Raw genomic sequence first — 20,964 nt, 5'->3', positions numbered from 1 at the left:
TACAACAACATCGCGACAACGAAAAACACTTCACCCGTTAAAGTGAAGTGTTTTTTACATTAAGAAGTTACTTTATTGTTCAAAGCTGCTGCTACTTTTTGAGTCAACTCAACTACGCGAGCTGAATAGCCCCATTCATTGTCATACCAAGCAAGTACCTTGATTTTGCGATCACCCATAACGATTGTGGAAAGACCATCAACTGTTGCAGATTCAGTTGTCGTGTTGAAGTCAATCGAAACAAGTGGTTCCGTCGTAAAACGAACAATTCCTTTTAAAGGACCGTTTGCGGCTTTTTGGAATGCGTTATTTACTTCTTCAACAGTTACATCTTTTTCTACATCGACAACTAAATCTACTAGAGAAACGTTCGGTGTTGGAATACGTAATGCCAAACCATGAATCTTTCCTTCTAGTTCAGGCAGTACTAATGCCAATGCTTTTGCAGCACCCGTTGAAGTTGGAATAATCGATTCACCACAAGAACGCGCACGACGCAAATCTTTATGCGGATTATCCAAGTTTTTCTGGTCATTCGTGTAAGCATGGACCGTCGTCATTAGACCATTTACAATACCGAACTCATCGTTCAATACTTTTGCTACTGGCGCTAAGCAGTTTGTTGTACAGCTAGCATTAGAAATAACGCTATGTTTGTCAATGTCTAGCTTATCATCGTTAACACCTAGAACGACTGTAACATCTTCATTTTTACCTGGAGCTGTTAAGATTACTTTCTTTGCGCCTGATTCTAAGTGAAGTGCTGCTTTCTCACGTGAATTGAAAACTCCTGTTGATTCGATTACAATATCAACGCCAAGTTCTTTCCATGGTAGTTTAGATGGATCACGTTGTGTAATAAGTTGAACACGTTTACCGTCTACGATAATTGCGTCTTCTTCTGTTTGAATATCGCCATCAAAAACGCCATGAGTTGAGTCATATTTTAATAAGTGTGCAATAGTTTCTGCTGGATACGTTGCGTTTACCGCAACTAAATTAACATCGTTTTCTTTGATAATCTGACGGAATACCATCCGTCCAATACGGCCGAGTCCGTTAATCGCAATTGTAGTAGTCATGTAAGGGATCCTCCTGCATGTATGTTATACTTTTTATGTTTAATCGTTGATTAGTATAACACATATTTCAATTAAGCCAACACTATTACTAATCTTTTTTGTACTTTTATCATTCTGATGACATAAATTAGCTATAACTGTCGAAATCGGTCGCTACAAGAGTTGTTAACGAGGAAATGCTTGCCACATCTCAAGGATTTCTACTAATTGTTTTTCAGTTTCTTCCATCGTTCCATTATTATGGATAACCGCGTCTGCACCTTGTTCTTTACTATTCATATCTAGTTGCGAAGCGATTCGTGCGTCTGCTTCTTGTTCGGTTAATTCATTTCTAGCGATCAACCGTTGCTTTTGTACTTCTTTAGTGACGGAAACAACTAGTATTTTGTCAACATAAGAGTGTAACTTACTTTCAAATAGTAAAGGAATATCCATAATAACGGTCTGGTATTCTTGCTCTAAATACTGTTCTTTTTGACTTACCATCTGAATTCTTATAACAGGATGCATGAGTTCATTTAGTTGGCGACGTTTAGTTTCGTCATTGAAGATGATCGCACCCAAGTTTTCGCGATGAAGGGATCCATTTTCTTCTATGACTGAATCTCCAAACACTTCTTTAATCTCAAAAAGCAGTGGGCTACCAGGTTCCACTACTTGGCGCGCGATGACATCCGCATCAACAATAGGGTAACCTTTTTCACGCAACATAGTAGCTACTGTACTTTTGCCACTTGCGATACTGCCGGTCAATCCAATGATCATGTTTTCACTCCTCATTTTTGGCAAGCAGGGCAATAGACAGATGTTCTACCTGCAATTTGCTTACTTTTTGTTAGTTTCCCGCAACATGTGCAGACTTTTTTACCGTACATATGTAAACGGTCTTGCATCGTTCCTGCGTTCCCGTTAACTGAACGATAATCTGAAATGGTACTACCACCTGCATCAATACTTTCCTGTAACACACGGACGATTTCTTGAAATAATAGGATTTTTCGTTTCCTGCTAATTCTTTCAGCGGTACGCGCTGGATGAATTTTCATATGAAACAAAGCTTCCGTTGCATAAATATTACCGCAACCAGAAATGACTTTGCCATCCATAATTACTTCTTTTATCGCTTTGCCTTTATACTTCGGAGATTGCGCCATTTCAAGAAAATGATTTAGCGCTTGATCTGAGAATGGTTCCGGAGCCATCTCAAGTAACGGCGGAAAATCTTCTTCTGACTTCAATAAACGCATTTCCCCGAATCTACGAATATCCGAATAAACAAGTAATCCGCCATCTTCCATCTCCAAAAATATATGCGCATGCTTACGAAACTTCTCTTCCGTGATTTCATCCGGAGAACCTACGACAAACCACGCGCCTGTCATTCCTAAATGGCTGACAAGCAAATGTGGTTGATCCCCTTTTTGCAAATGAAAATAAATATATTTACTGCGGCGAACAATCTTAGAAATTTTCATTTTCTCCATACCTTGAAGAAAGTCATCTACCGTTTTCCCTTTAATAATCGTTTCTTTTCCAGCTAATTTAGACGTCACGACGGTATCTGACACAGATAGTTTTTTAATCGTACGTCCTTCTACAAGTGGTGCAAGATCTCGCACCACTCCTTCTACTTCAGGTAGTTCTGGCATGTATCATCGCTCACTTCGTTTCGTACCAGGACTTGCCATAATTCCAATCGACTTTTAACGGCACGTCTAATTGAATCGTTTGTTCCATAACTTCCGGTACGATTTCTTTTAATTTTTCTAATTCTTCTACAGGTGCTTCGAAAATCAATTCATCATGTACTTGCAATAGCATACGTGCTTGTAAGTTTTCTTTCGCAAGTCGCGCATCCATGTCAATCATCGCTTGTTTAATGATATCTGCAGCCGTTCCTTGAATAGGCGTATTCATCGCTGTACGTTCGGCAAAGCCGCGCAAATTAAAGTTCGAACTTGTAATGTCAGGTAAGTACCGACGGCGATTGAGCAATGTCGTGACATAGCCCTTTTGTTTGGCATCGATAATGCTATCATCCATATATTTTTTAACGCCTGGGAAACTTGCCAAATACGTATCAATGAATTCCCCCGCTTCTTTTCGCGTAATATTCAAGCTTTGCGATAAACCATAATCACTAATACCGTAGACAATTCCAAAGTTTACAGCTTTAGCTGCACGGCGCATATTGCTATCTACTTCATCTTCCGTAACACCAAAGACATCCATCGCTGTCTTCGTGTGGATATCCGCCCCTTGACGGAATGCTTCTATTAGTTTTTCATCTTGAGAAATATGTGCCAGCACACGTAATTCAATTTGAGAGTAGTCTGCCGCAAACATAATCCATTCCGCTTCGGACGGAATGAACGCCGCACGTATTTTACGTCCTTCTTCTAAACGGATCGGAATGTTTTGCAAGTTCGGATTAATCGAGCTTAAACGCCCGGTTTGCGTCAAGGCTTGTTGGAATCGAGTATGGATTTTACCATCTTCATGAATTTCTTTTGATAATCCATCAATATACGTAGAATTTAACTTTCCAAGCTGGCGATACAATAGAATATAACGAATGATTTCATGCTCGCTTTCAAGCTTTTCTAGAACATCCGCAGCCGTTGAGTAACCCGTTTTTGTCTTCTTAATAGGCGTTAGACCAATTTTCTCAAATAAAATGACTCCTAACTGCTTCGGTGAATTAATATTAAATGTCTCACCGGCCATTTCATAAATATCTTTTTCAATCAATTCTAGTCGTTCTGTTAACTGTTTCCCGATTGTTTGAAGTACATCTAAATCAGTCTTCACTCCGGCTACTTCCATCTTGCCTAATATTTTTGCTAACGGTAATTCGAGTTTATGAAACAATTCTTGTTGTTCATTCTCTTCTAGCTGTTTAGTAACAATCGGTTGTAATTCCCATACCGCATGGGCTTTACGCCCTACATGATCCGCCAATACGTCTGAAGTAGGAAGCGAACGTTTCGCTCCTTTACCGTAAACTACTTCATCACTTTTCACACCGTGATAACCAAATGAACGTGCAATTTCTGATACTTCTCCTGTAGAGAACGAAGGATTGACGATATACGCCGCCAGCATCAAATCAAAATCGGCACCATTAAGTTCCATATCCATTCTCGCAATCGCTGCAAAAGCAGATTTGGAATCAGATGCATATTTTACTGTCGTATGATTAGCTAGCCACTCTTTCAACACGTCAGCAGACTTCGCTGTTTCTGTAGAGATAAAATATGTGTGATCATCATTTGATAAGCCTATCCCCAAAATATCTGCGGATAAATAATTATCACCATCAAGCTCCACATGCAGTGACATCCTATCTGTCAATAAATCAGCCGTCACTTCTTCTATCACCTGAACTTCAATCTCTTCAAGTGGTTGTACTTCCACCGGTACATCTAACTTCTCTAAAAGCGAGTTAAACTGTAAGTCTTTATACAATTGAATAACATCTTCTTCATTTTTACCAGCATACTCTATATCATTCACGACAACTTCCACTGGCGCGTGTACTTCAATCGTTGCTAATTGCTTACTCATAAATGCCTGTTCTTTATTCGTCACTAAGTTTTCTTTCATTTTCTTAGCCGTAATCTGATCAATCGATTCATACACTTTTTCTACTGAACCATATTCCTTCAATAGTTTCAGCGCGGTCTTCTCACCAATACCGGGTACACCTGGAATGTTGTCCGAAGCATCACCCATTAACCCCTTCATATCAATAATTTGTAATGGAGCGATACCGTATTTTTCCGCAATGTGTTCCGGCGTGTATATTTCAAGATCCGTAATCCCTTTTCTTGTAATACACACTGTCGTTTGTTCGTTCGCGAGTTGCGTTAAGTCCTTATCTCCTGAAATTACAACTACTTGCGCGTTTTCCTCGCTAGATTTTCTGCTCAATGTGCCGATGATATCATCCGCTTCATACTGATCGAGTTCGTATTGTGTAATACCGAATGCTTCAACCAATTTACGAATATAAGGGAATTGCTCTGATAGTTCAGGTGGCGTTTTTTGACGCCCGCCTTTATATTCTGTAAATGTACTATGACGGAATGTCGTCTTCCCTGCATCCCACGCAACTAGCACATGCGTTGGTTTTTCATTGGTCAAAATATTTTCGAGCATCATTGTAAACCCATAAACCGCATTTGTGTGAATCCCTTTATCATTTGTCAGTAATGGCAAAGCAAAGAATGCTCGATACGCTAAGCTATTACCGTCAAGTAAAACAATTTTCTTTTTCGTCAAAATCCATTCCACTCCTTTATAACACATATAAGCATTTGTAATATCTAGCTACAATCGCAGCGCTCTCGGGTCGTTTCAGACATTCAGTACAGGCATAGAACGTCATTATTGTACGTCATCCAACGTCTGTAGGGTCTGCACTGCACTTTCCTCTTTTATATAAATTAAAAAACCATTTTCCTTTATAGTTTACCATGTAGGCAACTAGAAGGGAAAATGGCGCACTTTTAATTATTGTAACGAACCTGTTAATAGCTTGGCATATGGTGAATCTGCTGGAAGGATGATCATTGTTTCGTCATCCACTACTTTAGAATACGACTGTAGCGTTCTGTACAGCTTATAGAACTCTGGATCTTTAGCAAATGCATTGTTGTAAATCTTAGCAGCTTCAGCCTCACCTTGTGCTGTGACGAGCGCAGCTTCCTTTTTCGCTTTGGCTAGCATCTCTTGTACTTCACGATCTGTTTCCGCTTCAATCTTACGTTTTTCCGCATCCCCTTCTGACAAATAGGATTGCGCTGTCGATTGACGTTCGGAAATCATTCGTGTGTAGATAGATTGTTCATTTTCTTGTGGTAAATCGATACGCTTCATACGAACATCCACTACTTCGATTCCATAATTCCCATCATCTAAGAAGGTATTCACTTTTTCCGTTACACGATCATTTAAGCTACCGCGAGAAGAATTTTCATCATTTACAACATCTACGTAGTTCAACTGCCCCATTTCATTCCGGACAACTGAATAGATAAATTCTTCCATACGCGCTTCCGCATTGACAATGTTTCGGGCATTGGAAATCATTTTCGCTGGATCTGTAATCCGCCATACTGCATAATTATCAATAGTAATTCGTTTCTTGTCTTTAGTAGTAATTTCCGCTTCCGATACGTTATACGTCATTTGATTTCTAGGTAGCGTTGAAATACTTTGGATAAATGGAATTTTTATATTAATTCCCGGTTCCTGAACAATTCGCGTAATTTCCCCGAATTGACGAACGACTCGGTATTCGTTTTCCTTCACGATGAATAAATTGGACAATAAAATTACAATGATTGCGAATGCTACCGTCAGTGTGATGATTAACTTCGTATAGCGTTTCACATCGATTGTCCGCTTAGGTTTGATAGGGTAAACTTTCGATTCCGGCCCCGCTGCTTTCTCCGTATCTTTCTTTTGTTTTTGTTGTTCTGTTTCACCCATCTTCTTCAATGCTTCCTCTATCTTTTTGAAAGGATTCTGTTCATTACTCATGAAGCTTTCTCTCCTTTCTCAGTAGACTTTTCCGTTTCCGTTGAATCTTTAGTCTGTGTTTTCTGCAGTTGCTGAATCGGTAAATACTTCATCGTCTCTCCACTATCATTCATGATGTAAAGATTGGCTTTAGGTAAAACTTGTTCAAGCGTCTCCAAGATTAAACGCTCTCTAGTAATCTCTTTGTTTTTCGCATATTCCGCATACAAATCGCTGAATAACGCTACATCTCCACGAGCTTGTTCTATACGAGCGGTTTTTCTCCCTTGTGCTTGTGATTTGATTGCATCACGTTCACCGATTGCCTCATTTTTCTTTTTGTTTTCATACTTTTTTGCTTCGTTAATTTTCGTGTTTTTCGTTTCACGCGCATCCGTTACAGCTGTAAACGCCGCACGTACTTCTGAATTTGGCAATTCCACGTCTTGTAATTTAACGCCTTGGACAGCAATTCCTACATCGTACTTCTCTACTAAGTTAGTTAATAAATCACGTGTTTTCGCCTCGATTTCTGCTTTTCCATCTGTTAAAGCCGCATCAATCGTTGAGCTTCCGATAACAGAACGGATAGAGGCCGAAGCCGCGTCACGTAAAATTTCAATCGGCTCTTCCGCGTTAAATAAATATTTTTTTGGATCTACAATTCGCCACTGGACGGTTAGATCGGTGAGCACAATATATTCGTCCCCTGTGATCATTTTTGTTTCCTTATCGACAATCTCTCCAGTTTTATCTTGTTTATAACCGAAATGAATACTGTACGTTTCCTTCGATAAGATTTCCGCCTTTTGGATAGGCCAAGGCAATTTAAAGTGCAGACCGGAATCAGTAATTGGTGCGCCCGCCTGTCCGAATGAAATTACAACAGCTTGTTCGGATTCATCAACAGTGTACCAAGTCGTGAAAGCAATCAATAAAAGTAATAATCCCGCGATCGCTAGTCCTAGCGTCACCAGGATCCTTTTTGTCCCCATAGTTGTTCCTCCCTTTTCATATGTATAGTTACTCTACGTAGCAGGAGGCAATTAAGTTTCAAATATTTATTCCTCATCCCCCGGCAGTTGAACATGAAAGGCTGTTCCATCCCCTACTTTACTTTCAACTGTAACTGTACCATGATGTGCTTCTACAATATGTTTAACAATAGCTAAACCAAGACCTGTCCCACCTGATTCTCTACTCCTGGCACGATCAATGCGATAAAAGCGTTCAAATAATCTTGGCAACTCATTTGGCATAATACCAATCCCTTGATCGCTGACAGTAATATGAACAGCATCTTTTACTTTCTCAACTGCGACTGTTATGAGCGTTTCTTCATGGGAATACGCAATAGCATTGTGTAATAAGTTCACCATCACTTGTACCAAACGGTCATGGTCTGCAGAAATTATCATGTGTTCTGGCATATTTAGCATTACTTCCATGTTTTTCTCTTGAAGTTTGGCTCTGACAATTTGTAGTGATTGCTGTACGATATCGATTAAATCTACACGCGTACTAACGATTTCAAAACTTCCTCGTTCCATACTGGATAAGCGTAGTAAATCTTCAATCAATAACTGTAAACGATTACTCTCTTTATACATAATTTCATAAAATTCACGTTGTATCACAGGATCTTCCACTGCGCCATCCAATAACATTTCAGAAAATCCTTTGATAGATGTAATTGGTGTTTTCAATTCATGCGAAACATTCGCTACGAAATCTTTACGTACTTGTTCCAATCGGATCAATTTTGTAATATCATGCATAATAATTACAATCCCTAGCCAATTGCCGTTTTCTCCAATAACTGGGGCTCCGTAGACTTCAAGATGACAAATATCATTCCCTAAATAGACCTTTGATTGAAACGAACGAACTTCTTCAGTTAAGAAAACCTGCTCAATTTCAATTTCAATATCTTCAGGAAGTCCAATATCCTTATACGTCCTGCCAATTAACTCTTCACCGTTTCGATGAAAGGTTTCTTCAAACACTTTATTTACCAGATTGACGGCACCAGACCGGCCAAACATAAGAAGACTACTGCCAATACTACTAACTAACGTCTTCAGGCGCTCTGCTTCCATCTCACGTAAAATGGAATTTTCCTGCAAATTCCGTGCAATTTGATTAATTGCTATCGTTAATTGCTGATTCATACGACCATCATCAATCTGCGCCCTCGCCAAGTAGTTACCTTGCGCCAATTGATGAGTGACCTCTGTAAAATGATCAATCGGTTGTACATACTGTTGAAGTATTTTCGCCATGACAACCATCATGACAATAAAAACTAAAACGAGCGTAAATAATAGAAACACCCAATACGTCTGTTGAATAATTGGATCAACATCTTCAGCAAACAAATGAAAAAATTGCCCTAAGATAATTCCTAGCACAATTAATAAGATAGAAAGAATAATTCCTGAAGCAGCTAGTAAACTTGAATAATAATTTTTCATTTAGTTTTGTCCCTCAAACTTATAGCCGACCCCTCTCATTGTTTTAATATAACGAGGTTTTCTCGTATTCTCTTCAATCTTATCTCGCAAATGACTAACATGAACATCGACGATTCTCGTATCCCCTGCAAAATCATAATTCCATACCGCCTGAAGTAGTTGATCGCGTGTAAGCACCCGATTAAGATGTCTCATAAAATACACAAGTAAATCAAACTCTTTGCGCGTAAATTCTAATGGCATTTTGTTTAGATACACTTCAAATCGTTCAGGATATACGACCAGTTGTCCAGTTTTTAATACATCTTCTGTTTGAGCAGTTTTTTCACCTGAACGTCGAAGGACTGCTTTCACGCGTGCCGCAACTTCACGTGGACTAAAAGGCTTTGTCATATAATCATCTGCACCCATCTCCAGGCCTATGATTTTATCCATCTCTTCGCCTTTTGCGGTCAACATAATAATCGGTGTTTCAATATCTTGTCTACGCAACATTTTACACACTTCAATACCATCTATTTTTGGCAACATTAAATCCAAAATGATTAAATCAGGTGACTCGTCCAAAACGAGTTGAATCGCTTGTTCTCCATCACTCGCAAGAACCGTATGATAATTTGCTTGTTCTAGCGTAAATTTCAAGAGTTTTTGTATCGATTGTTCATCTTCTACAATTAAAATCTTCTGTTTATTTGTCATCAGTAACTTCCTTTTGATACAATTTTTCAGCGACTGTCTTTTCGGGTGCTTTGACAACCAGTTCCCCACTCATTACACGCTCACCTTCTTCATCGATTGCATCTACTTGGATTGTTACTTGATTCGTAGAGAAATCTAACTTTGTAATTTCTAATGTAAATTCAACAATTGCATAATGAAAAACAGGCTTCGGAAAATGCAGTTGCTGGTTAATGATGTGCGCGCCTGGTCCCGGTAAATGTTTAGAAATCGCAGCAGTTACGATACCCGTGAGCATAATGGGTGGTACAATTGGTTGTCCGTAAATCGTTTCAGCCGCATAGTCATGCTGGAGATACAGCGGATTCGCATCGTTTGTAAGCCCGAGATAGAGCATCAAGTCCTTGTCTTCTATTTTCTCCGTAAGGTTAATTTTCTCTCCTATCACTAGTTTTGAAATATCTTTACCCATCTGTTTCCGTTTACTTCTCAACAAAAAAATCCCTCCTCATATATGTTCGATAAATCTAAAAAATGCAGAATCTTTATTCAATACATGAATTATAGCAATCAATTCATGAAAAATCGAGCGACGATAAAAAACGAGCAGCACACGGCTACTCGTTTCGGCTTTTATTCATTATGCAAGAACATTCATTACCGCGCGCACCGAATCCGCAGACTTTACTAGTCCAGTTTTTTCGTCGTCAGTTAACTCAAGCTCTATGATTTTCTCAATACCGCCCGCACCTAAAACTGTAGGCACGCCTAAATAAATTCCATCCATACCATATTCACCTTCAAGGTAAGCGATAGATGGCAATACACGTTTTTGATCTTTTAGGATTGCTTCAGTCATTTCTACCAACGCAGCAGCAGGAGCATAGTAAGCAGAACCATTCCCTAAAAGGTTGACGATTTCAGCTCCACCTTTACGTGTACGGTCAACGATTTCTTCTAAACGACTTGCAGAGATCAAGTTCTCTAAGGGAACTCCACCCGCTGTTGAATAGCGCACCAAAGGCACCATATCATCACCGTGACCGCCTAGAACGAAACCTGTTACGTCTTTCACTGAAAGGTTCAGCTCTTGCGCTACAAACGTACGGAAACGCGCTGTATCGAGTACTCCCGACTGACCAATGACTCGCTCTTTCGGGAATCCTGACTCTTTATATACTGTGTACGTCATCGCATCTACTGGATTTGTTAATACGATAATTTTTGTATTTGGAGAATACTTGACGATTTCAGCTGTTACGGACTTCATTACTTTTTGATTCGTTTGAACTAAGTCATCACGGCTCATTCCTGGTTTACGCGCAATGCCCGCTGTAATAACGACTACATCCGAATCTTTTGTATCTTCATAATTAGAAGTACCAATAATATTCGCATCGAACCCCTGAACTGGTCCAGCTTCCAACATGTCCAAAGCTTTGCCTTTTGTCGGATTTTCCATTGGTGGAATATCAACAATAACGACATCACAAAGTTCTTTTTGAGCTAAAAGAAATGCAGTTGTTGCTCCAGTAAAACCAGATCCGATAACCGATACTTTTTTGCGCTTCAATGACATGTAAAACTCTCCTTTTCCAAAACAGTATAATAGAAAGAGGGGGAATAATCCCCCTCCAACTTAAATCTTATAGATTTTCGATTAACGCATCAGCAAATCCAGATGCTTTCACTTCTGTTGCATTGTCCATTAGACGTGCAAAGTCGTAAGTTACAACTTTAGACGCAATAGTTTTCTCAATAGAAGCAGTGATTAGATTAGCAGCCTCTTTCCAACCTAAGTGCTCAAGCATCATAACACCTGAAAGAAGTACGGATGAAGGGTTAACTTTATCCAATCCAGCGTATTTAGGTGCAGTACCGTGTGTCGCTTCGAAAATTGCATGTCCAGTTTCGTAGTTAATATTCGCTCCTGGTGCGATTCCAATTCCGCCAACTTGTGCAGCTAGCGCATCTGAAATATAGTCACCATTCAAGTTCATCGTAACTACTACATCGAACTCTTTAGGACGAGTCAGAATTTGTTGCAAGAAGATATCTGCAATTGCATCTTTAACGATGATTTTGCCTGCAGCTTCCGCATCAGACTGCGCTTTGTTTGCAGCATCTGTACCTTCTGCATCTTTAATACGGTCGTATTCTTTCCATGTGAATACTTTGTCGCCGAATTCTTCTTCAGCTAACTCGTATGCCCAGCTTGCGAATGCGCCTTCTGTGAACTTCATAATGTTCCCCTTGTGTACAATCGTTAAAGATTTACGGCCTTCCTCGATTGTATACTTCAAAGCAGCACGTACAATACGCTTTGTACCATCTTCTGAAATAGGTTTGATACCTAGACCTGAAGTTTCAGGGAAACGAATATTTTTAACTCCAAGCTCTGTTTGAAGGAAGTTAACTAATTTTTTCGCTTCGTCAGTACCTTTTTGGTACTCGATTCCAGCATAGATATCTTCTGTGTTTTCACGGAAAATAACCATGTCACAATCCTCAGGGCGTTTCACGGGTGAAGGTACTCCTTCGAAATAACGAACCGGACGCAAGCAAGTGTATAGATCAAGTTCTTGACGTAAAGCTACGTTCAATGAACGGAATCCTCCACCGATCGGTGTTGTAAGAGGTCCTTTAATCGCAATTAGATACTCATCAATTTTATCAAGAGTTTCTTTTGGAAGCCAATCGCCTGTTTCATTGAATGCCTTTTCTCCCGCAAGAACTTCAAGCCAATTAATTTTCTTTTCTCCGTTATAAGCCTTTTCTACAGCTGCTTCAATTACTCGTGAAGCTGCGTTCCAGATATCTGGACCAGTTCCATCGCCTATAATGAAAGGTATCGTTGCGTGATCTGGGACGTTTAAAACACCGTTAGTTACTGTAATCTTTCCATCATTAGCCATTATTGATATCCTCCTGATTTCAAAATCAGTGGGCCGGTATACGAGATACCGCCCCACGAATTTACTAGTTTTTATCGTTCATTGATTGGGACATATTTCTGCATGCCTGGTCCTACGTACTCAGCACGCGGACGGATCAAGCGGTTGTTTTCGTATTGCTCAAGAATATGTGCAATCCATCCTGAGAAACGAGAAACAGCAAAAATAGGTGTGAAAATATCATGATCGATGTCTAATGAATGATATACCGAAGCGGAGTAGAAATCAACATTTGGCGGCAATTTCTTTTCGCCTGTTACAATTGCTTCGATTTTTTCAGACATCTTGTAGTACTTTTCTTCACCACGAAGAGCAGTTAACTTTTTAGACATTTCACGTAAATGCTTTGCACGTGGATCGCCAGAACGGTATACACGGTGACCAAAGCCCATGATTTTTTCTTTATTCTCGAGTTTTTCACGAATATACGGCTCGACATTATCTTCGTCACCGATTTCCATTAGCATATTCATAACTGCTTCGTTTGCACCACCGTGAAGTGGTCCTTTAAGAGCACCAATTGCAGCAGTTACACCTGAATACATATCAGAGAGAGTTGCCACACAAACACGTGCAGTGAACGTAGATGCGTTCAACTCGTGGTCTGCGTGTAATACAAGTGCTTTGTTGAATGCTTCTTCAGCGATATCAGCAGGCTCTTCCCCAGAAAGCATGTAAAGGAAGTTTGCCGCATAGCTAAGACCTTTTTTAGGTGCTACTGGCTCTTGACCTTTTCTGATACGTGTAAAAGCAGTTACAACTGTAGCAACTTTAGCTTGAAGCTTAATTGCTTTATTATAATTTTCTTCTGGCGACATATCTTCAGCTTTATCATCATACAATCCTAGAAGTGATACTGCTGTACGAAGTGCTGCCATTGGGTGCACTTTGTCGATTGGATATGTTTTGAAGTGATCAATCACACCTTGTGGAATTTCTGCATTATCTTCTAGTTGCTGCTTTAGCTCAGCAAGTTCGCTTACACTTGGTAGACGCTTATGCCACAGAAGATAAACAACCTCTTCAAAACTAGCATTTTCCGCCAGATCGTCGATGCCATAACCTACATATGTAAGAGTGTCATCGATTATTGAACTGATTTGAGATTGTGCTGCAACGATACCTTCCAATCCTTTTGTTGCTGTCATGATATTCTCTCCTTCTTCCCAGTCTGGCCATCCCCCAGAAGCTAGGTGAGAATGACGGCCAACTGCTAATTATATTTTTATCTAAAAACGCTTACAAATTTCATTATAAGCAACTTTTACGGTTTTGTGAATGGTAAAGGCAATTTTTATTTATATTTATTCGAAAGGAATGGACAAATATACATGTTCTCCATCGACTCAAAACGTTTACAAACCTACTCACGTCAATGGTTACCCGCGTTAACCATCGTACTTTTCATACTCATAATTCCGCCTATTGGATTCGCAATAATTTTAGCTTTTTTTGCGGCTCCTCTAGTAAATTCATTAATTTCACTTACTAGACTACCTGCATTTTTAGCAACGTTAGTCGTCATGGCCATGCTGTCATTTCTGTTATATGCGTTTATATTCTTACTGATAAACGGCTTTATTTCTGTTATTTGGACGATAGAAGATCAGCTTATTTTAATTTTAGAGATGGTAGATGTAAAGGGCTGGAATATAAATGATGTAGCGGAAAATTTCATTCAATCTAGTCATGATGCAGTAGAAGGATTCATCAGTTTCATTCAAAAGATCTTCCAACAATTGTTTAGTACATTCATGTTTATCATCGCGTTTTTTTTCGCTTTACGCGAAAGCGCAATGAATCGTTTTTGGTTTCTAGTATATTTCCCCAAAAGCTTCAGACCTGCCGCTAAGCGTATATTTTCAAAGGCAAGTCGTTTGATGGGTCATTTCTTCTCAGTTCAACTTCGGTTATTTTTTGTTACCTTTATTCTTATGAGCATCGGATTCTGGTTATTAAATTTCGAGTCTTACCTTACAAAAGCATTTTTAATTTCATTAGTAGATAGTATACCTTTTTTAGGCATCGGGCTTGTATTTTTACCAATGATTGTGTTTACATTTTACGTAGATCACTTACAGTTAGCCATCGGACTGTTAATTTTATACATCACTTTACTTATTACACGACAGATGACCGAATCATATTTATGGGCGCATACTTTTAAATTGCGTACGGTCCACTCATTTCTGATCACTGCCTGTGCTGTTTACTTGTTCGGTCTATACGGTGTTTTATTTTTACCATTTTTTCTTTTTCTTGCATTGAAAGTAAAAGAACATCCAACTTTTACATGACACGAATTTGACCACTTCTTATCTTATTATAAAGCCATTTTACAATAAACGGATATAGAAGTTTACGCGGGCCACTAAACAACAATAAAAGACCTACTAAATCTGTCAAAAATCCCGGCATTAATAGAAGTAACCCACCAAATAATATGCAAACACTATCGACAAGCGCTTTTCCCGGTGTCTCTTTATTTACCAGACGATATTGAAGATCTCGCCATGCTCGTAGCCCTTGTTTTTTTGCTAAATAAGCTCCACCTATCCCCGTCGCAATAATGATAAAAATTGTGGGAAGGATCCCAAGCGTTTTACCCGACACCATTAGTAGTGCTAATTCAGCTGTCGGAACAATAATGAAAAGAGCCGCTAGCCATTTCATATAAAAACCCCCAAAAGACCGCCCTCTCTTTATGAGAATAGCGGTCCATATGTTTTACAATACTTTTGCATGACCATTATAAATAACGCCAGTTGCTGCATCCATCGTAATATCACTGCCGTTTTTAATTACAGAGGTAATATTTTCCACACCTACGATTACAGGAATACCTAAACTAAGTCCAACTATTGCTGCATGACTAGTCAAGCCGGCTGTTTCTGTAATGATACCTCCACATTTTTCAAGAGCCGCGTACATATCACGATCCGTTGCATGAGTAACGATGATATCACCTTCGTTCACTAGGGATAATGCTTCTCTAGCGGAACTAATGATTTTAGCTTTACCGAACGCAATGTTTTTACCAATACCTTGTCCGCGTCCGATTAAATCACCAATTACGTGCAATTTCATCAAGTTAGTCGTACCTGCTTTTCCTACTGGTACACCCGCTGTAATAATTACAACATCACCATGAGTAACATATTGATGTTTAACACTTTCTTCAACTGATTCTTGAAGAATCCCATCGATATCTAGTGCCTTTTTCCCGACAATCGGATAAACACCCCAAATCAATGTTAACTTACTACAAATCTCTTCAGAACGTGTAACCGCAATAATTGGAACTCCTGGTCTATATTTCGCGATCATTCCAGCAGTTTGACCACTTTCTGTTGGCGCTAAAATCGCTTTCACATTAAGATTCAATGCCGTGTAAGCAGCCGCTTGTCCAATAGCCTCTGTTAAATTACCTTCTTTTTCTCTAGAACGTGTAGATACTACAGATTTGAAATCCATTGACTCTTCTGTAGATAATGCAATTTTACACATAACTTCCACTGATTCTACTGGATATAACCCTGCAGCTGTTTCTCCAGAAAGCATGATTGCATCCGATCCATCTAAAATAGCGTTTGCCACATCACTCGATTCCGCGCGTGTCGGTCGGGGATTTCTTTGCATAGAATCCAACATTTGTGTTGCGGTAATAACCGGCTTACCATATTGATTACATTTTCTTATCATCATTTTTTGCACCAGAGGGACTTCTTCAGCCGGAATTTCTACGCCTAAATCCCCACGTGCAACCATTAATCCATCTGATAATTGAAGAATCTCATCCAAGTTATCAACACCTTCTTGGTTTTCGATTTTCGGTACGATATGGATTTTGTTGCCATTGTTTTTCTCCAACAATTCACGGATTTCCATAACATCTGTTGCACGACGGACGAATGAAGCCGCGATGAAATCTACACCTTGTTCAATTCCAAATAAAATATCTTCTTTATCTTTATCGGTAATTCCAGGTAGCTGAACCGAAACATTCGGTACGTTAACACCTTTATTGTCTTTTAATGGTCCTGCATTAATAACTTTTGTATGGATCAAACCATTTTCTTGATCTTTGCCTGTTACTTCAAGTTCAATCAATCCGTCATCCAGCAAGACGAATGACCCGCGATCCACATCTTTAATCAATTCTTCATAAGTTACTGAGAAGACTTTTTCTGTTCCTAGAACTTCTTCCATTGAAATATCAACGGATTGCCCTCTAACTAACTCAATTTGGCCGTTTGCCATTTTATGCGTACGAATTTCAGGACCCTTCGTATCAAGTAAAATCCCAACGACTTTGCCTTTTTCTTTTGCTACTTCACGAATTCTTTCAATTCGTACTTTATGTTCATCTTGGGTGCCATGGGAGAAGTTTAATCGTGCTACATTCATCCCTGCGTCAATCAGCTTCCCTAGTGTTTCATAAGATTCACTTGCTGGGCCGATTGTACAGACAATTTTCGTCTTTCTCACTACTTATCGCTCCTCTGTGTCATATAGACTGTGACAAATTAAATGGATAAAGTTTGAGCCAAATCCAGTAATGACAAGTCCAACTTTTCTCTTTTCGTAAAGACTTCTTCTAAATTATAGTCTACCACTTTATGATTTCTCATACCAATGGCAACACTCTGTTTTCCTTCAATTAATGATTCCACAGCGCGTGCACCATATTGGCTGGCAATTACACGATCACGTGCCGAAGGTGTTCCTCCCCTTTGCATATGCCCTAAGATGGACACGCGCGTATCCACACCAGCTTCTTTTTTAAGAATATCAGCTAGTTCATGCGCGGACATCATCCCTTCCGCTAACACGATAATACTATGTTTTTTTCCACGTCCGGTACTTTGCTTAATGCGCTCAATAACAGATGTCACGTCGAACGCTTTCTCCGGTAGTAAAATCGACTCTGCACCGCCACCCAGACCTGACCACAATGCCAAGTCGCCTGCATCGCGACCCATTACTTCAATAATAAATGAACGTTCGTGTGAAGTCGCCGTGTCACGAATTTTATCTATTGCTTCTACTACTGTATTAAGAGCTGTATCAAAACCGATAGTAAACTCCGTGCCATTTATATCATTATCGATCGTAGCAGGGACACATACACATGGCACGCCAAGCTTAACTAACTCATAAGCACCACGGAATGAACCGTCACCACCAATAACGACAACGCCTTCTATTCCATGTAGCTTAATTTGTTTCAGCGCTTTATCACGACCTTCTTCTGTCGTAAACTCAGGACATCTAGCAGAACGTAAAATTGTTCCTCCACGCTGAATAATATCGCCGACTGACCCTAGCTGAAATTGTTCAATCCTTCCATCAATCAAACCTTGATAACCGTTAAATACACCTAAAACTTCTAATCCTTCAAAAATCGCTTTTCTGACAACTGAACGGATTGCCGCATTCATGCCGGGTGCATCGCCACCACTAGTTAATACTGCAATTCTCTTCATGATACCCACTCCTTTCAGTTAAAACGTCATATGTAATGATGAAAAGATGCGGTTTCCCGCATCTTTTATTCTGAAAATATGCCGATTGTGCGGAATTTCTCATAGCGATTATCCAGTAATTCTTCTGTTGTCAATTCGCCTAATACTTTTAATGATCTACGTAATGTATCACGGATTTCCGTTGCCTGTCGGCTAGGATCCCGATGTGCACCACCCATTACTTCAGGAATGATTTCATCGATGATGTTCATTCCCTTTAAATCAGGTGCAGTGATTTTCATCGCTTCTGCAGCCTGCTTAGAGAGCGATGGGTCTTTCCATAAAATAGATGCAGCACCTTCTGGAGAAATAACGGAGTACGTAGAGTTTTCAAGCATATGAACATGATTTGCCACTCCTAATGCTAGCGCACCACCACTTCCGCCTTCACCAATTACGATAGAAATTACAGGAACTTTTAATCCTGCCATCTCCACTAGGTTTCGCGCAATTGCTTCACTTTGTCCACGCTCTTCTGCGGCTTTACCAGGATAAGCACCTTTCGTATCAATGAAACAAATAATTGGACGACGAAACTTTTCTGCTTGTTTCATTAAACGAAGTGCTTTGCGATAACCTTCTGGATGGGGCATACCGAAATTCCGTCTAACATTTTCTTTTGTATCTTTACCACGCTGGTGACCAATGATCGTAATCGGCATTTCCTCGAAAGATGCAATTCCGCCAACGATCGCTTCATCATCACCAAAGTTGCGGTCACCATGGAACTCGATAAAGTCTTCGAACAGGTATTGAATATAATCTGTCGTAGTCGGTCTTGCAGGGTGCCGAGCGACTTGCACGCGGTCCCACGGATCCATACTTTCATAAATATCTTTTTCCAACTTTGCCAAACGATTTTTTAAGTTACTAATTTCAGAAGATAAGTCTACGTCATTCATTGCCGTATATTCTTCTAATTCATTAATCTTTTCACGCAATTTCACGATAGGTTCTTCAAATGCTAGTGTTTTACTCATACTGGATTGATCTCCTTTCCCGCGTGAAGCTTAACGATTGTATTCAGCATATCTGGCAAATCATTGCGGTGAACGACTGCATCTACTTGTCCGTGGCTCAGCAAAAATTCTGCTGTTTGGAAATCCTCAGGCAGTTTTTCCCGTACGGTCTGCTCAATTACACGACGACCTGCGAAACCAATAAGTGCTTTTGGTTCTGCTAGATTAATATCTCCAACAGAGGCAAAACTAGCCGAGACACCGCCTGTCGTTGGATAGGTCATGATAGAAATATATAACAGCCCTTTTTCAGCATGACGTTCTAATGCTACGCTTACTTTTGCCATTTGCATCAAACTGAGAACGCCTTCTTGCATCCTAGCCCCTCCACTTGCGGAGAATATCAACATAGGAATTCCTAATTGGCTTGCTTTTTCTACAGCTCTAGTGATTTTCTCACCTACAACAGATCCCATAGACCCCATACGGAAATGTGCATCCATAATAGCGACGGCTACTTGTTTTCCTTGAATGCGACCGACTCCTGTCAGTACCGCTTCGTTTAAACCAGTCGCTTCACCATCCGCTTGAACTTTTTCTGTATACCCAGGAAAATCGAGTGGGTTTTCCGTTTTCAAATGGTCGTCCATCGATTCAAAACTATCCTCGTCAAATAAATGCTCGACCCGTTCTTGTGCTGTCATTTTATAATGGTGTTGACAAGAAGGACAAACTTTACCATTCTTCTGAAGATCCTTTGTTAAAATAACGTGTTTACACTCCGGACATTTAGTCATAATTCCTTCAGGTACATCATTTTTACTTTTTTCAGATGTCATTGTATGATTTTCTTCTTTAGATTTCTTTTTAAATAATTGTCGGATACTCATTCAATTTCCCTTCTTTCTCCCTCAACTCTGTTCATCCATTGTTCATAGCAAGCTAAAGCCTGCTTTGTATTACCTGCCATCATTTCATCCAGTAACTCGCTTACAATCGCTATTTCTTCTTTTTCTGTGATAGCGACATCGAAAGAAACCCCACTGTATTGTTTCAGTAAAAACCAAATTTTTAACGATAGCCGATTTTCTGTAGCAATGATTGTTTCACGTACCATATCTTCACGTAAGAAAACTGCGTCCTCTTCAGTTAATTTGCTCTGCATACCCTTCCATACTGGCAACAGTAGCAGCTCTGGTTGTTGCGTCACTGCTGTAATGGCTGCTCGTTCGTGGATCATTCTAGTTTCCACAACGTCCTGGACGGATCGTGCTTGTTGCATGATGAACGTAGAGAGAACTTCAACTAATTGATGCTTTTTGAAATCGGATAGAAACGTACCTTCTCCACGCTTTGTTTTAATCAAGCCAAGCAGTTCCATGCTACGCAATGCTTCACGGACCGCTGTTCTGCTAACCTGCAGTTTCTCCGCTAAATGGCGTTCGGAAGGCAGTTTATCGCCGTATTGAATCCCTTGTTCTTTAATCAGCGATTGCAGCTCTACGATAATATCCAAAAATCTCTTGGATGACGATTGTGAATTTTGCATTGGAGAACTCCTTTTCCATTCGTTCAGCAAAGTGGTCAGACCACCTGACTACTAGCATACAAAAAAGAATGCACTCCGTAAAGCATAAACATAAAAATTCAAGTTATTTCTTTTTCAAAATTATTCAACTGACTGAACGCTCGCTTTCCAAATAAGTAGAAAATAGTCAGTCATTCTGCAATTTACGCCATGACTGACCATGATATATTTTCAGTTA

19 protein-coding genes are annotated in these 20,964 nt (G+C 39.7%); 1 reads left to right on the top strand and 18 read right to left on the bottom strand.

The features are described 5' to 3' along the window. Positions 1-59 precede the first annotated feature (59 nt). From CSV79_RS03070 to citZ, 12 genes are all read right to left on the bottom strand, one after another. On the bottom strand, positions 60-1,082 hold the full coding sequence (locus CSV79_RS03070; RefSeq protein WP_099687577.1) for a glyceraldehyde-3-phosphate dehydrogenase: 1,023 nt from the start codon (positions 1,080-1,082) through the stop codon (positions 60-62). 165 nt (positions 1,083-1,247) lie between these two features. Then, the gene (gene coaE / locus CSV79_RS03065; protein WP_099687576.1) at positions 1,248-1,847 is read right to left on the bottom strand and encodes a dephospho-CoA kinase; all 600 of its coding nucleotides are present in this window, start codon (positions 1,845-1,847) and stop codon (positions 1,248-1,250) included. An 11-nt stretch (positions 1,848-1,858) separates the two neighbouring features. Then, positions 1,859-2,731, bottom strand: coding sequence for a bifunctional DNA-formamidopyrimidine glycosylase/DNA-(apurinic or apyrimidinic site) lyase (gene mutM, locus CSV79_RS03060; RefSeq protein ID WP_099687575.1), 873 nt, complete (start codon positions 2,729-2,731; stop codon positions 1,859-1,861). 10 nt (positions 2,732-2,741) lie between these two features. Next, a complete protein-coding gene (gene polA / locus CSV79_RS03055) occupies positions 2,742-5,366 on the bottom strand; it encodes a DNA polymerase I (RefSeq protein ID WP_099687574.1) in 2,625 nt (874 codons plus the stop codon). Between the two features lie 231 nt (positions 5,367-5,597). Then, positions 5,598-6,629 (bottom strand): protease modulator HflC, encoded by a 1,032-nt coding sequence (hflC, locus tag CSV79_RS03050; protein ID WP_099687573.1) that lies wholly within the window; start codon positions 6,627-6,629, stop codon positions 5,598-5,600. Then, positions 6,626-7,603 carry an FtsH protease activity modulator HflK gene (gene hflK / locus CSV79_RS03045; protein ID WP_099687572.1) on the bottom strand — a complete coding sequence of 326 codons (978 nt, stop codon included), beginning with the start codon at positions 7,601-7,603 and terminating at the stop codon, positions 6,626-6,628. The genes hflC and hflK overlap by 4 nt, the downstream gene beginning before the upstream one ends. Positions 7,604-7,669: 66 nt before the next feature. Continuing rightward, the gene (gene pnpS, locus CSV79_RS03040) at positions 7,670-9,082 is read right to left on the bottom strand and encodes a two-component system histidine kinase PnpS (protein ID WP_099687571.1); all 1,413 of its coding nucleotides are present in this window, start codon (positions 9,080-9,082) and stop codon (positions 7,670-7,672) included. Further along, positions 9,083-9,781: a response regulator transcription factor gene (locus CSV79_RS03035; RefSeq protein ID WP_099687570.1), complete on the bottom strand. Its 699-nt coding sequence runs from the start codon at positions 9,779-9,781 to the stop codon at positions 9,083-9,085. Further along, positions 9,771-10,256: a MaoC/PaaZ C-terminal domain-containing protein gene (locus CSV79_RS03030; RefSeq protein ID WP_099687569.1), complete on the bottom strand. Its 486-nt coding sequence runs from the start codon at positions 10,254-10,256 to the stop codon at positions 9,771-9,773. Before CSV79_RS03030 ends, CSV79_RS03035 begins: the two co-directional genes overlap by 11 nt. Positions 10,257-10,400: 144 nt before the next feature. Next, the gene (mdh, locus tag CSV79_RS03025; RefSeq protein ID WP_099687568.1) at positions 10,401-11,339 is read right to left on the bottom strand and encodes a malate dehydrogenase; all 939 of its coding nucleotides are present in this window, start codon (positions 11,337-11,339) and stop codon (positions 10,401-10,403) included. Between the two features lie 67 nt (positions 11,340-11,406). After that, on the bottom strand, positions 11,407-12,678 hold the full coding sequence (icd, locus tag CSV79_RS03020; RefSeq protein WP_255407407.1) for an NADP-dependent isocitrate dehydrogenase: 1,272 nt from the start codon (positions 12,676-12,678) through the stop codon (positions 11,407-11,409). A 68-nt stretch (positions 12,679-12,746) separates the two neighbouring features. Then, positions 12,747-13,862, bottom strand: a complete 1,116-nt coding sequence (citZ, locus tag CSV79_RS03015) for a citrate synthase (protein WP_099687566.1) — start codon at positions 13,860-13,862, stop codon at positions 12,747-12,749. Positions 13,863-14,045: 183 nt separating this feature from the next. Here citZ and CSV79_RS03010 point away from each other — a divergent pair, with 183 nt between their 5' ends. Further along, on the top strand, positions 14,046-15,011 hold the full coding sequence (locus CSV79_RS03010; protein ID WP_099687565.1) for an AI-2E family transporter: 966 nt from the start codon (positions 14,046-14,048) through the stop codon (positions 15,009-15,011). Here the strand turns inward: CSV79_RS03010 and CSV79_RS03005 are convergent. From CSV79_RS03005 to CSV79_RS02980, 6 genes are all read right to left on the bottom strand, one after another. Beyond that, entirely contained in the window at positions 15,004-15,387 is a 384-nt protein-coding gene (locus CSV79_RS03005; RefSeq protein WP_099687564.1) for an FxsA family protein, read from the bottom strand. The two genes, CSV79_RS03010 and CSV79_RS03005, sit on opposite strands and share 8 nt — an antisense overlap. Before the next feature lie 54 nt (positions 15,388-15,441). Beyond that, the gene (gene pyk / locus CSV79_RS03000) at positions 15,442-17,202 is read right to left on the bottom strand and encodes a pyruvate kinase (protein WP_099687563.1); all 1,761 of its coding nucleotides are present in this window, start codon (positions 17,200-17,202) and stop codon (positions 15,442-15,444) included. Between the two features lie 38 nt (positions 17,203-17,240). After that, complete coding sequence (gene pfkA, locus CSV79_RS02995) at positions 17,241-18,200, bottom strand: 6-phosphofructokinase (protein ID WP_099687562.1); 960 nt, start codon at positions 18,198-18,200, stop codon at positions 17,241-17,243. A gap of 65 nt (positions 18,201-18,265) precedes the next feature. After that, positions 18,266-19,219 (bottom strand): acetyl-CoA carboxylase carboxyl transferase subunit alpha, encoded by a 954-nt coding sequence (gene accA, locus CSV79_RS02990; protein WP_099687561.1) that lies wholly within the window; start codon positions 19,217-19,219, stop codon positions 18,266-18,268. Further along, positions 19,216-20,088 (bottom strand): acetyl-CoA carboxylase, carboxyltransferase subunit beta, encoded by an 873-nt coding sequence (gene accD / locus CSV79_RS02985; RefSeq protein WP_099687560.1) that lies wholly within the window; start codon positions 20,086-20,088, stop codon positions 19,216-19,218. The genes accA and accD overlap by 4 nt, the downstream gene beginning before the upstream one ends. Further along, positions 20,085-20,747, bottom strand: a complete 663-nt coding sequence (locus tag CSV79_RS02980) for a FadR/GntR family transcriptional regulator (protein WP_099687559.1) — start codon at positions 20,745-20,747, stop codon at positions 20,085-20,087. The genes accD and CSV79_RS02980 overlap by 4 nt, the downstream gene beginning before the upstream one ends. Between the last annotated feature and the right edge of the window lie 217 nt (positions 20,748-20,964).

Origin of the sequence: Sporosarcina sp. P13 (assembly GCF_002743055.1) — a bacterium.
Classification (GTDB): Bacteria; Bacillota; Bacilli; order Bacillales_A; family Planococcaceae; genus Sporosarcina.
The sequence above is the reverse complement of the archived record's forward strand: the minus strand, read 5'-3'. Positions and strand labels throughout refer to the sequence as shown.

Excerpts from the sequence above, each read along its gene's own strand:
- pnpS (WP_099687571.1), bottom strand. The coding sequence starts at position 9,082 with ATGAAAAATTATTATTCAAGTTTACTAGCTGCTTCAGGAATTATTCTT.
- mdh (WP_099687568.1), bottom strand. The coding sequence starts at position 11,339 with ATGTCATTGAAGCGCAAAAAAGTATCGGTTATCGGATCTGGTTTTACT.
- hflK (WP_099687572.1), bottom strand. The coding sequence starts at position 7,603 with ATGGGGACAAAAAGGATCCTGGTGACGCTAGGACTAGCGATCGCGGGA.
- CSV79_RS03010 (WP_099687565.1), top strand. The coding sequence starts at position 14,046 with ATGTTCTCCATCGACTCAAAACGTTTACAAACCTACTCACGTCAATGG.
- CSV79_RS03005 (WP_099687564.1), bottom strand. The coding sequence starts at position 15,387 with ATGAAATGGCTAGCGGCTCTTTTCATTATTGTTCCGACAGCTGAATTA.
- citZ (WP_099687566.1), bottom strand. The coding sequence starts at position 13,862 with ATGACAGCAACAAAAGGATTGGAAGGTATCGTTGCAGCACAATCTCAA.
- mutM (WP_099687575.1), bottom strand. The coding sequence starts at position 2,731 with ATGCCAGAACTACCTGAAGTAGAAGGAGTGGTGCGAGATCTTGCACCA.
- CSV79_RS03035 (WP_099687570.1), bottom strand. The coding sequence starts at position 9,781 with ATGACAAATAAACAGAAGATTTTAATTGTAGAAGATGAACAATCGATA.
- pfkA (WP_099687562.1), bottom strand. The coding sequence starts at position 18,200 with ATGAAGAGAATTGCAGTATTAACTAGTGGTGGCGATGCACCCGGCATG.
- CSV79_RS02980 (WP_099687559.1), bottom strand. The coding sequence starts at position 20,747 with ATGCAAAATTCACAATCGTCATCCAAGAGATTTTTGGATATTATCGTA.
- hflC (WP_099687573.1), bottom strand. The coding sequence starts at position 6,629 with ATGAGTAATGAACAGAATCCTTTCAAAAAGATAGAGGAAGCATTGAAG.
- accD (WP_099687560.1), bottom strand. The coding sequence starts at position 20,088 with ATGAGTATCCGACAATTATTTAAAAAGAAATCTAAAGAAGAAAATCAT.
- accA (WP_099687561.1), bottom strand. The coding sequence starts at position 19,219 with ATGAGTAAAACACTAGCATTTGAAGAACCTATCGTGAAATTGCGTGAA.
- CSV79_RS03070 (WP_099687577.1), bottom strand. The coding sequence starts at position 1,082 with ATGACTACTACAATTGCGATTAACGGACTCGGCCGTATTGGACGGATG.
- coaE (WP_099687576.1), bottom strand. The coding sequence starts at position 1,847 with ATGATCATTGGATTGACCGGCAGTATCGCAAGTGGCAAAAGTACAGTA.